The sequence below is a fragment of the Pedobacter borealis DSM 19626 genome (assembly GCF_000708285.2).
Lineage (GTDB): Bacteria > Bacteroidota > Bacteroidia > Sphingobacteriales > Sphingobacteriaceae > Pedobacter > Pedobacter borealis.
This window is the reverse complement of record NZ_JAUG01000114.1, coordinates 1-13,183: the sequence shown is the minus strand read 5'-3', so window position 1 is coordinate 13,183 and position 13,183 is coordinate 1. Positions and strand designations below refer to the sequence as shown.

The 13,183-nt window shown below is 36.8% G+C and carries 11 protein-coding genes; 6 read left to right on the top strand and 5 right to left on the bottom strand.

Annotated elements, in window-relative coordinates:
• Positions 1-376: 376 nt before the first annotated feature.
• Complete coding sequence (gene tsaB, locus AW17_RS21265) at positions 377-1,072, top strand: tRNA (adenosine(37)-N6)-threonylcarbamoyltransferase complex dimerization subunit type 1 TsaB (protein WP_029279880.1); 696 nt, start codon at positions 377-379, stop codon at positions 1,070-1,072.
• Positions 1,073-1,077: 5 nt separating this feature from the next.
• Here the strand turns inward: tsaB and AW17_RS21260 are convergent, their stop codons facing one another.
• Together AW17_RS21260 and AW17_RS21255 are read right to left on the bottom strand one after the other, a co-directional pair.
• Positions 1,078-2,484 (bottom strand): DUF5723 family protein, encoded by a 1,407-nt coding sequence (locus AW17_RS21260; protein ID WP_051692026.1) that lies wholly within the window; start codon positions 2,482-2,484, stop codon positions 1,078-1,080.
• A 30-nt stretch (positions 2,485-2,514) separates the two neighbouring features.
• Positions 2,515-4,083, bottom strand: coding sequence for a hypothetical protein (locus tag AW17_RS21255; RefSeq protein WP_029279876.1), 1,569 nt, complete (start codon positions 4,081-4,083; stop codon positions 2,515-2,517).
• A gap of 90 nt (positions 4,084-4,173) precedes the next feature.
• On the opposite strand from AW17_RS21255, the gene AW17_RS21250 reads away from it, so the two are divergent.
• The 3 genes from AW17_RS21250 (at position 4,174) to AW17_RS21240 (ending at position 7,905) form a co-directional block, all read left to right on the top strand.
• The gene (locus AW17_RS21250; protein WP_029279875.1) at positions 4,174-4,560 is read left to right on the top strand and encodes a DUF423 domain-containing protein; all 387 of its coding nucleotides are present in this window, start codon (positions 4,174-4,176) and stop codon (positions 4,558-4,560) included.
• Entirely contained in the window at positions 4,560-7,040 is a 2,481-nt protein-coding gene (gene priA, locus AW17_RS21245; protein WP_029279873.1) for a replication restart helicase PriA, read from the top strand. The genes AW17_RS21250 and priA overlap by 1 nt, the downstream gene beginning before the upstream one ends.
• A gap of 208 nt (positions 7,041-7,248) precedes the next feature.
• Complete coding sequence (locus AW17_RS21240; RefSeq protein WP_029279871.1) at positions 7,249-7,905, top strand: protein-L-isoaspartate(D-aspartate) O-methyltransferase; 657 nt, start codon at positions 7,249-7,251, stop codon at positions 7,903-7,905.
• Between the two features lie 203 nt (positions 7,906-8,108).
• Here AW17_RS21240 and smpB read toward each other — a convergent pair whose 3' ends face one another.
• Entirely contained in the window at positions 8,109-8,558 is a 450-nt protein-coding gene (gene smpB, locus AW17_RS21235) for an SsrA-binding protein (protein ID WP_029279869.1), read from the bottom strand.
• A gap of 609 nt (positions 8,559-9,167) precedes the next feature.
• Between smpB and AW17_RS21230 the strand changes: the two genes are divergently transcribed.
• Positions 9,168-9,647: a TlpA family protein disulfide reductase gene (locus AW17_RS21230; protein WP_051692025.1), complete on the top strand. Its 480-nt coding sequence runs from the start codon at positions 9,168-9,170 to the stop codon at positions 9,645-9,647.
• 122 nt (positions 9,648-9,769) lie between these two features.
• On the opposite strand, the gene AW17_RS21225 is transcribed toward AW17_RS21230, so the two are convergent.
• Positions 9,770-11,635 carry an Nramp family divalent metal transporter gene (locus AW17_RS21225; protein WP_029279865.1) on the bottom strand — a complete coding sequence of 622 codons (1,866 nt, stop codon included), beginning with the start codon at positions 11,633-11,635 and terminating at the stop codon, positions 9,770-9,772.
• On the bottom strand, positions 11,622-12,284 hold the full coding sequence (locus AW17_RS21220; RefSeq protein ID WP_029279863.1) for a metal-dependent transcriptional regulator: 663 nt from the start codon (positions 12,282-12,284) through the stop codon (positions 11,622-11,624). Before AW17_RS21220 ends, AW17_RS21225 begins: the two co-directional genes overlap by 14 nt.
• Before the next feature lie 127 nt (positions 12,285-12,411).
• Here AW17_RS21220 and AW17_RS21215 point away from each other — a divergent pair, with 127 nt between their 5' ends.
• Positions 12,412-12,882, top strand: coding sequence for an Lrp/AsnC family transcriptional regulator (locus AW17_RS21215; protein ID WP_025142637.1), 471 nt, complete (start codon positions 12,412-12,414; stop codon positions 12,880-12,882).
• The last annotated feature ends 301 nt before the right edge of the window (positions 12,883-13,183 follow it).

The window sequence follows — 13,183 nt, the reverse complement described above, 5'->3', positions numbered from 1 at the left end:
TTTGCTGAAAATTATATCTTATTTACGCCTAATCCCGCTTTATCGTCCTGCTGAATTTATTTCAGCATCTTTTTAGCGTGAAAGACCCTGAAATAAATTCAGGGTGACGACCGTCTTAACAGAAAACTTGATTAAAACGCCACAAAATGAGATTTAATAATCGAACTCAGATTTTTAGGTTGTTAGCTGTTTAATTGGATTGAAGCTTCGATCAAAGATCCTTCGACTACGCTCAGGATGACAAAACAAGAGAAGTTATTGACTAAAACTGATTAATTGTTAAATCGGTTAATCAACTCCAACCGCTAAGCTGAATTAACTTCAGACCTCTGACATCGGACTTCCGACTACATCCATTTTTTAATATCTTTGCGCAATGGCTAAAATACTTCAAATAGAAACGGCTACTGCAATTTGTTCTGTAGTGCTATCTATCAACGGCGAAACGATTTCATTTAAAGAAGAAAAAGGACAAAACCTGCATGCTGCTAATTTAACCCTGTTTATTGATGAGGTGCTTAAAACGGCAGGCGTAAGTTATCGGGAATTGGATGCTGTTGCGGTAAGTAAAGGCCCAGGGTCTTACACAGGGCTTCGCATTGGTGTTTCTACGGCAAAAGGACTCTGTTATGCACTAGATAAGCCATTAATCGCTATTGAAACGCTAGAGATGATGGCTGCAGGTTTCTTAACCGAAAATCCTGATTATTCTGGTTTAATCTGTCCAATGATCGACGCCCGTAGAATGGAAGTGTATACCTCAATTTTCGACCGTTCTCTAAACGTAATCACGCCAACTGAAGCAAAAATTATTGATGAAACAAGCTTCACTGATTATCTCACACAGCAAACCGTTACTTTTTTAGGCGATGGAGCAGCCAAATGTGCTGAAGTTTTAACACAACAAAATGCAAAGTTTGATGAGGCCAATTTCAATGCTGCAACATACATGTCGCGGTTAGCTGACAAAGCTTTCAACAACAGTAAATTTGAAGATGTAGCCTATTTCGAACCTTTTTACCTGAAAGATTTTGTCGTTACGCAATCTAAAAAACAACAAATACAGGGCTAAGTCGGTTATCTTCTTTTAAAGATCGAAAACAAACTTTTAAAGAAACTACCACCTTCATTATCATTTATGCCTGGTATTACATCTGCAAACTGCGGATGGTTAACCACGTTGCCGAATTTAATGCCCACACCCATATAAAAAGAAGCGCCATTGGGGCCACTGCCTACAGTAGCATCTTTTTTAATCATGCCCATGGTTTGGAAACTGGTAGCTACTAAATTGTCGGTACCCATAAACAATTCGAAATTCGGAGTTTGGTATTTTGCCTGCAGTCCAACCATGAAAACACCATTTAAGTTGTACAGTGGAGTAATACTTCCCGAAAAATCGTTGGCAATAAAAGTGTTTACAAAAGCAATATCTCCGCCTTTGTAAAACAGGTTTTTAGAAACGGCCAGGCCTGGTTTGTAAAAGCCATATCGTTTAGATAAGTAAACATCAAGTTTGGCATTGGTAGGAGCTAAAAACTTTTTGCTCTGCTCCGAAAGGAGAAAAATGTCCGTTATTTCCTGGTTGGTATTAGATTGGTCCTCTAAATTTTTAATTACTTTAGATTGATCTGTAGTCGCGTGCCGTGTGTTGCTCCGCCACCAGATAAAACCTAAATCCTTAATGTTGGCCATCAAAAACAGGCCTTTTTTAGTGGTATAATTCGTTCCAAAACTTAATGATAAGCCAGGATTTTTAAAGTTGGGAAAGAAGTTTTTCTTGTTTACCTCGTCAAAATCAGAAAAATTGCTGGTGTAGGTGCCATTCAGTCCGATTAATAATGCAGAAGCACCTGGATCTATATATAAATAAGAATCAGCTATATCGAGTTTGTTGTATAAAATCCCGCTCAATAAACTGGCCTTTAGCCCAAAAGCAAGCCTCTTGTTCCAGTTTTCCCTGTAGGTAAAGCTAAATTGATGGTAACTTTGTTCATACCCTTTGGTGTCTAATATTCCGGTATATTGCTGTCCTTTGTTAAATCTTTCAAAAGAATCGAAAATAGCAAGGCTTTCATTTGTGTAATCGATATGTGCATCAGACCTGATCTGCCATGAAAAACCCATTTCCTTTTGATACTTATAGGATTTGAAAAGCCTGAATGCAGCTACATAAATATTGCTGTTTTCGAAAAAATGATTCACCTCTCCAGTACCAATCGGTAAACTTCTTGTATCAAAAACACCTTCCTGTGTTAATTTTCTTATCGCAAACTTAGAGCTTCCTTTGTTAATGGCATTTGTTCCAAAATAGGGCAGGAAGAAATTGGAAGAAAATCTTCGCGATGAATCTAGGGTGAAAGATTTTTGAGATGGGTTTTCGAAGGCATCAAACATTGTTTTGGTACCAAAAAGGGCATACTGTTGTGCATTTGCAACCCCGAAGCTGGCTAATGCCAGTAACGCAAGTAAAAGTTTCTTCATGTAAAATAGTTTTCTGGGCTTGTTTCCTTATTAACGGTTAGTTAACGAATCTGGTATTTCTGGTTTTAAATATTTGTTTAAAAGCAAGTTAGTGATAAACTTGTTTTTGTCTGCACTCATCTGGTAATAAAAAGTGTCGAAATTTTTTAAACCGCTATCGGCCCTCAAATGTTTATAAAATGGAAGCTGAATATTGTTCCTGAAAATATCTGCCGAATTTTTGGTATTGATGTAATAACTCACATTCGAAGTAGTTGAAATCTGGTTTACTGCATCTAAATATTGTGGGGTCTGTATTAAGAGCCTGTTATGCTTATAATCATTTAAAAATGATTGAACTGTACTCGCATTATTGGCCACAACCAAATTATTATCTACAATGGTATAATATGGCCTGCCGAATTTTTTAAATGGTTCGCCAAAGTAACTATACAGGATATCAGATGATTTAAAGAGCTTAATGTCTTCATTGTAATCTGCACTTACATCAAGCAATAACTGTTTTACTTTTTCCCCATCTAATAATGAAATTGCACCTAGTTTTTCGCTGGTGCTTAACTGAAAAAGAATAAATTGATTTTTAGTATAAGTGGTAAAAATCGGATTTAAATCTGTTCTGTATTCATCTTTTACCTTTTTTATTACCGCATTGGTTTTGGGAAGTATTTTCGTTTGTTCCTGCCAATCATTCAACTTTTTGAGCCATTTGCTGTAATCATCATAAGCATAAAGTGCATAGTTTGCTGTATTATCAGGCAGGATATTTTGGATAGATGTATTTTGTGCAGCGGTGTTTTCGAATAGTTTAAGGTAGTTATACTGATCTTTTAATTCTGTATTTCCACTGAAAAGAATTTTTTCTCTGCTAAAATTATAATTAAGTACGGCAAAACTGTTTTGTTTATTAAAAATTGAAATTTCTCCATTAATGTTGCCTGCAATAATACTGTTGAGCAATGAGGGTGCCTGGTTAAAATTGATATAAACATGGCTGAGCACATTTTTAATTTGACGGTTATTCTCCTTAATATATTCGGTAAAGGGATTTTCTGTTAAACGTACATTGGCATCATTGATCAGTTTGAGCGATGTTGAAACTGTTAATACCTGATCATGAACGCCTAAATAAACCGATAAGCTGTCATTGAGCTTCACCGTGTACAGGTCTTTAGCATTTTCGCTCATTGCTTTTTTTAATTTTAACTGTTCGTAGAATTTTTTGATATCATTATCACGTTGTATCTGTACGGTGATTAAGAAGTTCAGGGTTTTATTCGAGTCGGGCAGTACACTAATATAAACCTGCTGATCTTTCAGGTATCTGTTTAGCAGATTATCGTCGATGATACTTGTTTTTAGCTGTTTTAACAGGTTCATTTTATCCTTCCCTAAAACCTGTTGGATAAGCTGTTGTCCTTCAATGATGTCGTAAAAACCTTTGTCGTTCTGAAAAGAAAACACCAATGCGGCATTATTGGTTGCCGATTGCAGCGCCAGGTCTTTCGCATCATTATCAATTCCCAATTTCGAAAAATAAACATAGACCATAAAGGCTACACCTAAAAATAATGCACTTGTTAGAATTACGATTTTTTTCATCTGTTGTGCAACAAATTTAATTTATTACATTGATTAGTGAGAAGTTCTTTGTCAATTTATTAATTTAGCGATTGCTACTAGCAAATAACTATGAATAAACGAATAATCCTTACTGCTTCTTTTTTTGGTGCTGTTGCTGTTTTGCTGGGTGCATTTGGTGCTCATGGTCTAAAGGCCCTAATTGATGGACCATCATTAGAAATTTGGCAAAAAGGTGTTGATTATCAGTTCTATCACACATTTGCACTATTGTACCTTTCTACCTTTGCACGTTACAGAAATAAGCTCATTAATATCGCTTATTTCTGCTTTACATTTGGAATCATACTTTTTTCAGGGTCGTTATATTTATTGGCTACCCGAAGCATATCGCATTTAGGATTTACTGAATTTATTGGTCCAATAACGCCAATTGGTGGGCTTTTATTTGTATTGGGATGGATAATGCTCTTTTTTGCGGCATTTAAAGATAAATAATGAATACTTTCGAAAATGATATTTTTGCAGAAAGAGAAACACTTTTTGTTGAAGTTATTTTGCCATTATCTTTGGCGAAAAACTATACTTATCGGGTACCTTTCGATTTAAACGATCAGGTTGCCGTCGGAAAACGTGTGGTTGTTCAGTTTGGAAAGCATAAAATTTATACCGCTTTAATCAGCGGCATCAGTACCGTACCCCCAACGGTTTATGAGGCAAAATACATTATCGATGTAGTAGATACTGAGCCTGTAATTACACCCATGCAGCTTAAATTCTGGACATGGATGACCAATTATTACATGTGCAATGAAGGTGATGTAATGGCGGCTGCTTTGCCCGCAAGTTTAAAGCTGGCCAGCGAAACGATCTTGATTCTTCGCGAAGATTACAATGAAGATACCGAACTTACCGATAAGGAAGAAATCATTATCAATGCACTGAAACAGCAGCAGAAACTTACTGTTAATGATGTTTCTAAGCTCCTTGGACAGAAAACCGTATATCCGATCATCAATCATTTGCTCGATAAAGAATTGATTCTGTTAGCTGAGGAGGTGGTGCAAAAATATAAACCTTTGCTTAAATCATTCATCATATTAAACGATTTTTATAGCGATGAAGAAAATCTGAAACAGCTTTTTAATGTTTTAGATAGGGCGCCTAAACAATTAGACGCTTTACTGGCTTACCTGAAATTACAAAAATCAAATCTGCCGATCTCTAAAGAACAGCTTTTAGAAGAAAGCAATTGTGGACCAGCAGCATTAAAAGCTTTAACCGACAAAGATATTTTTGTAGTGATGAAAAGGCCGGTTAGCCGTTTGGCCGCTCACGATGAAGAATTTAGTGTGAATTTCGAACTGAACGAAGAACAGCAGAAAGCATTGGGCCAGATTAATCAATATTTTGAAGAGAAGGAGGTGGTTTTGCTACATGGTGTTACCGCATCTGGAAAAACACAGGTTTATATCAAGCTGATTGAAAAAATCATTCAAAATACAGATGGTCAGGTATTGTTCTTGCTGCCCGAAATTGCCTTAACGACACAGATTGTAGAACGAATTAAGCGTTATTTTGGAAATTCAATCGGAGTATACCATTCTAAATTCAACAATAGCGAAAGGGTAGAAATCTGGAATAAAGTAAGAACAGGTGCTTACAAGGTAATTCTTGGTGCTCGCTCAGCCGTTTTTCTTCCTTTTCAACACCTTAAATTAATTGTTGTTGATGAGGAGCATGAACCCTCTTACAAACAATACGATCCTGCACCACGCTACCAGGCAAGAGATGCGGCCATTTATTTAGGTTATCTGCATCAGGCCAAAGTGGTTTTAGGCTCTGCCACACCATCACTTGAGAGTTATTATAATGCCTTACAAGGTAAATATGGACTTGTAGAGATGAAAGAGCGTTTCGGTGGTGTTCAGCTTCCCAACCAGCAAGTAGTAAGTATTTCGGAAGAAACGAAGAAAAAAACAATGAGCTCGTATTTTTCGAGTGTATTGATAAAAGATATAGATCTGGCGCTTTCTAAAAACGAACAGATTGTGTTATTTCAGAACAGAAGAGGATACGCTACTATTCTGATCTGTGCTACCTGTGGTTATACTCCAAAATGTGTAAACTGCGATGTAAGTTTAACCTATCATAAAAGCAGTGGCAAATTACATTGTCATTATTGTGGCTATCAACAAAGTAGCGTAAATATCTGCCCGGCCTGTGGTTCGGTGCATGTAGAGCAAAAAGGATTTGGTACCGAGCGTATTGAAGAAGAACTCAGGTTGCTTTACCCAGAAGTTACCATTGCCCGGTTGGACATGGATAGTACAAGGACAAAAAATGGGCTCCAACAGATCTTAAACGACTTCCAAGAAAAGAAAACCGATATTTTAATCGGTACACAAATGGTGGCCAAAGGATTGGATTTCGATAACCTGAACCTTATTGGTGTAATTAATGCCGATACACTTTTAGGCTATCCTGATTTCCGTGCTTACGAAAGGAGTTTCCAGTTATTGGCGCAGGTTGCAGGTAGGGCAGGGAGAAGGGCTGATCAGGGAAATGTCTGTATTCAGACTTATGATGCCGAAAACCGCATCATTAAGCAGGTGGTGAACAACGATTATGAGGGCATGTACAACGACGAAATCGTAGAACGGGAGAAATTCTTGTATCCGCCTTTTTCCAGAATGATATTCCTATATGTAAAACATAAAGATTCTCATGTACTAGATCACGCGGCATTCACGCTAGCCAATATTCTTAAAGGAAAATTTGGTAAACGGGTTTTAGGTCCGGAGCAACCTCTGGTAAGTCGCGTTCGCAATCTTTATATCAAACAGATCATTATCAAGGCTGGTAAGCATACTGCCATTCAAAAAGTTAAAGATGCATTGAGAGAAACCCTGACTCAATTTAATGCTACCAAAGAATTTAAAGGCGTTTTTACACAAATAGATGTGGATCCGTATTAGGAATGAGTAAATGATTGAATTTTGAATGACTGAATTTTGAATGATTGGATGGGTTTGTTCATTCTCTCAATCTCTCATTCAATCCTTCTCAGATGTGGATAATGTATCATTCTCTAACTCAGGTAATCTTTATTTAATAACTCAATAATTGAAACATTCTCTCATTTAATCATTGTTTCCCCGTTAAAAAAAGCTAATTTTGAAGCTCATGGCGTATAAATTTGTTGATAATTACCGAGAACGTGGAGCGAGAAAAAAACTGGTTGAGTTGTTAAAATCTCGCGGAATTGAAGATGAAAATGTGTTAACAGCCATAGGTAAAGTTCCACGTCATTTCTTTTTTGATGAAACTTTCTGGAACCAAGCCTACAAAGATATTGCTTTTCCAATAGGTGATGGGCAAACTATATCCCAGCCTTATACGGTTGCTTACCAAAGTGAGCTTTTGCACATTAAAAAAGGAGATAAGGTACTCGAGATCGGAACGGGTTCAGGCTATCAAACCTGTATTTTAATGGAACTGGGCGCAAACGTTTTTACCATCGAAAGACAGGAGAATATCTACAATAGAACCATTCAGGTTTTACCCGGAATGGGCTACCGGCCTACTTTTTACTGTGGTGATGGCTCGAAAGGAATTGCTGCCCACGCGCCGTACGACAAAATAATCGTTACCGCTGGAGCTCCTTTGGTTCCGGAGATATTATTAAAACAATTAAAAATAGGCGGCATTCTGGTCATTCCGGTAGGAGATGAGAAAACCCAGAAAATGGTTACTGTTATCCGGGTAAGCGAAACCGACTACGAAAAAATTGTGTTGGATACCTTTAGGTTTGTGCCTTTAGTGGGCGACCAAGCGTGGTAAACAAGTTTGGAGATCAGAGTTTTGAGTAAAATTCAACTCCTAATTTTAAATGTGCAGTCAGATGTTATCATCTGACTAATAAGTATATTAAGAAAAGATTGGCTATTAGGTGAATCAAGAACAAAAATAGATTTAGTGTCAGATAGGAATATCTGACACCACGAAAAAGACTCAGGACTAAAGGCTCATGACTACTGACTAAACTACCGCTTCATCGCTCTATCCAACTCACGTTTGGTATCTCTATCTTTGATGCTATCGCGTTTGTCGAATTCTTTTTTACCTTGAGCCAGTGCAATTTCTATTTTAGCGAAACCTCTTTCATTGATAAAAATGCGTAATGGAACGATGGTATAACCTTTTTCTTCGCCTTTAAGCTTTAATTTTCTAATTTCTTTCTTCTGCAGTAATAAGGCACGGTCGCGTTTAATATCGTGATGATAGAAAGAGCTGTGTGTATATTCCGAAACATGAAGGTTGCGTACATAAAGGTTCCCCCCAATAAACATGCAAAATGCATCGGTCATGTTGGCTTTACCTTGTCTGATTGCTTTTATTTCTGTTCCTAAAAGCGCAATCCCTGCTACGTATTTATCTAAAAGATTGTAGTCGAAATATGCTCTTTTATTCTTTATGTTGATATCGTTTTTCAAAGTTTAATTAAGTATATGTTGTTGTAATATTCAGCAATGGTATAAAACATATATGCCGGGTTGCAAATATCCTAAAAATTGATGTGATAATTTAGTTTTAATTTTTAATAGTTCGGATTAAAGAAGTCAAGTTTGAATAGCCAAATTGTTTTAAAAACTTGACTTCTTTGATATTAGGAAATGTACGGGCATTTCTTTTGGCAGCCTCAGTCCTGCTTTTGCTGCAACAAAAGCAAAAAAAGCTTTTGGTTTCCGCGTCAATCAGGTTTATTTAAGGTGGGCCTGTGCAAGAAACTCAAACCCTTCATCCCACTGATAAATAAGGAAGGTCCTGCTTTACAACAGCCTTTTGTTCTCTAAACCCGACAGGAGCGAACATTCCGATCCTTCATCGGAATAAAGCGGATGGCGGGACTACAACAGCCATGAAAAACTGGCTTTCATTTTCTAATTATAATGCTTGGATTGGAGAGAAGTCAAGTTTCTCGGCAATGTGCATATTTAAACTTGACTTCTCTTGGATAAAAAATGTTCATCTGTTTGTAAAAGCTAAGGATATATTATTATGTTCGTATTTATTCGTTTAAGTTTGGACTTTAAATCTCAAAAATGAAATTCAGGAACCTACTTTTAATCTTATTGTTAACCATTACTTTTCAGGTAGAAGCACAGCAACCTACTTTATTGCCACAATTCACTTTTTACAAACTGGATGGAAAACCATTTTCAAATAATGATATTAAACAAGGAAAAAAGAACCTATTTATCTTATTTGATTGTACTTGTGAGCATTGCCAGAGGGAAAGTAAAAACCTGAACACCAATTACGCCAAGTTTAAAGACGTTAATATTTACATGATTACCATGGATGAGGGCTATATCATTCCGCAGTTTTTCAATTCTTACGCCAAGGGTTTAAATACCAAGCCTAATGTACTGGTATTGCAGGATAAAAAACGCATGTTTATCCCAACCTTTTTGCCAAAACAATATCCATCAATGTACTTATATTCTTCAAACGGTAAATTGCTCATGTACCAATCGGGAGATGGGGGCATTAAAAAGCTAATGACGGTAGTAGGTAAATAACCTTATTTTTTAGCCACAGATTACATAAACACTGATTTTGATATCTGTGTTCATCCTTTTGATCTGTGGTTAATTATTATAACAATGAGTAAGTTATAAGCTAAAGGATAGGTCTAAAAATTTTACCGAATAATCAAAACCGGAATATTTACCTTATGCCTTACAGAATCAACTGTGGTGCCGAAAATAAGGTCTTTCAAGCCTTTATGGCCATGCGCACCCATTACCAATAGCTCGATTTCATTTTTGTTGCTGATATCAGCTATGGCCTTACCAGTACTTCCAAAACCGATAAATGGCGTAGAATCATATCCAAGATCTTCCAGATTAGCCCTGTATTTCTCCAGGTTAGCGGCATCGCTCTGCGTTTCATGGTCCATTACTTCATTACCAAGATAGCGGGCAGCAGCAGTTTCTACAACATGGATAAGGTAATAGTGCGCCTCTTTACCACCCTGAATTAAAGCATGCCTGATGGTGTTTCGATCGTTTTTAGAGAAATCTACAGCAATTCCAATCCGCTTATAACTGATTTTGTCTATTTTTCCAATATCCAAAGCATTCCCATGAGGTACAAGCTGTTTTGAAGCATTCCTTTTCTTTTCTAATAGCGGGTGGAAGAAAATATAAAGCAGGAGTAAAACAATCAGGATTAATGCTGGTATTACAATCACATAAATCCACCAGTTGTTGGCCTCTTTTGCCCAGCCACTTATTTCTTCAATAACCAGTTTTACGTTCAATGCGATAATAGCTAAAGCACTTGCCCATGCCAATACCTTAACCCAGGGTTTAATTGCAAAATCTTTCATCAGTTTTTTATCTGATGTAAAATGAATTAATGGAATAATGGCAAAACCCAATTGCAAACTTAATACCACCTGACTCAATACCAATAAGCCACCAAGCGCATTTTCGCCATAATGTAATATAGTGAAAAATGCAGGAATAATAGCCAAAAGACGTGTAATCATGCGCCGTAACCAAGGTTGAATCCTTAAGTTAATGTGGCCTTCCATAATAATCTGTCCTGCTAAAGTTCCGGTAACAGTAGAGCTTTGTCCGGCGGCGATTAGCGCTATAGCAAATAGGGTTGGAGCAACATTGCCAAAAATGTTCGAAAGTAGTTTATGTGCATCCTGAATTTCAGCTACCTCATGTAATCCATTTTTATAAAAGGCAGCTGCAGCAAGAATCAGTATGGCGGCGTTAACAAAAAAAGCAAGGTTTAATGCAACCGTTGTATCAATGAGGTTAAATTTTAAGGCCTCCTTAATTCCTTTATTGCTACGCTCAATCTTCCTGGTTTGTACTAATGATGAATGTAAATACAGGTTATGCGGCATTACTGTGGCACCAATAATTCCGATGGCAATATAAAGTGCATCGCCATTTAGTATTGAGGGTTCAAATCCTTTGGCTACTTCTTTAAGCGAGGGCTCCACAATAAACATTTCAACCAGAAAGGAAATTCCGACAATAAAAACCATCGAAACGATAAAGCCTTCCATGGCCCGCATGCCTTTGTTGAGTAAAAAGAGTAGTAAAATGGTGTCAAAAATGGTAATCGAAACACCCCAGATTAAAGGTAATCCAAAAAGCAGCTGTAAACCAATGGCCATCCCGATAATTTCGGCTAAATCGCAGGCTATAATTGCGGTTTGTGCTAAGCCAAATAATGGAATATTGGCCCAACGCGGATAAGCTTGTTTAGAGGCTTGTGCTAAATCCAGCCCTCTTACTATCCCCAAACGGGCACTTAACGATTGTAAGAGTAATGCAATGAGGTTCGACATCAGTAAAACCCAAATTAATTGGTAACCGAATTTACTGCCACCTGCTAAATCGGTTGCCCAGTTGCCTGGATCCATGTAGCCAACACTAATTAAATAGGCAGGACCAATGAAAGCTAAAATTCTTCGCCAGCCTTTTCTTTTATCTGTATTTACACTTTGATGTACTTCACTTAACGATTCAGTTTTTGCCATTACTGCTGATTAAAATATGTTTTGCAACTTCTCTACTAATATTAATTTGTTTGCCGGATAACAGGATTTCTACTGAACCATCGAAATCAGTCACATCGCTGATCTGGATTTTTTTACCTAAGGTTAAGCCTAGTTTCTCTAAATGTTTTAAAAATGCCGAGCTATGCTGGGTAACACCGGTAATGGTGCCATGATCACCTATTTTTAGTTCGATTAATTTAATAAACTGGGTTTTGGCAAACCTTCCGTTTTTATCGGGAATAGGGTCGCCATGAGGGTCGGCTTTCGGAAAGCCTAAAAACTCGTCTAGTCTTTCAATCAGCTCAATTGATTTAATATGTTCCAACTCTTCAGCCACATCATGTACCTCATCCCATTTAAAGTTTAATTTATCAACCAAAAAAACTTCCCATAAGCGATGTTTTCGTACAATATCTATCGCTGTATTTTTTCCTATTTCGGTTAAAGTAACGCCTTGATATTTAATATAATCAACTAAACCTTTATCGGCTAATTTCTTGATCATGTCGGTTACAGATGCCGGTTTGGTTTGCATTTGCTCTGCAATGGCATTGGTTTGAACGTTTGTTGTTTTCTCTGCCAAATGATAAATAGTCTTTAGATAGTTCTCTTCCGTGTAACTTTGCATTTATGTTTATCTAATTTTATTTTTAGGTAAATCTAAAAATTTTTATTTAAAATATATATGATAAATTATGTTAAAATTTAGAATATAATTTGGTTATGTTTGTATTCTCAAATACCTTTAATACCATATGGCATCTGAATTAGATAAAATTGACTTTAAAATTTTAAGAATTCTTCAAGAGAACGGAAGAATTACCAATTTGCTTTTATCCCAAGAAATTGGTTTATCACCTGCACCAACTTTAGAGCGTGTACGCAAGCTTGAAATGGCTGGATATATTAAAAGTTATCATGCCTTGGTAGATGAAGAAAAACTGGGTTTAGGTATAAAAACCTTTATTCAGATTCAACTCGATTTTCATAAAAATAACACCATTCAGATCTTTTTGGATGAAGTAAATCAAATCAAGGAAATCACTGAGTGTCATCACGTTACTGGTCAGGCCGATTTTTTATTAAAGGTTTATGTGAAAGACATTAAAGCGTACGAACGTTTAATTATGGATAAAATCAGCAAGATTTCTGTGGTTAAAACTTTTCAAACGATGATGATCATGTCGACCACGAAAAAAGAACCGATTGTGCCGTTGGAGTATTAACCTTAAACATTAAAATATAATAAAGTGGCGATCACAAGCCGCGCCGGGTCGTCATTTCGAGGGGTAATTTATTTTATAAAAATCAATATAAATGACGTTTAAATTTCAGGCGGTATATAATTCCCCTCTTTTAGAGGGGTGTCCGCAGGACGGGGTGTTTATTTGTCCTAGCCGGACAGGCTTCTTTCTTTTTGGTGTCAAAAAGACCAGCATAGCTAGCTTGAATGCCGTTGAAAACATAAAGGCCCATGAAAAAACAAAAAACATCGGCTGAAAATTTATTCATTTGTATTATAGTTTT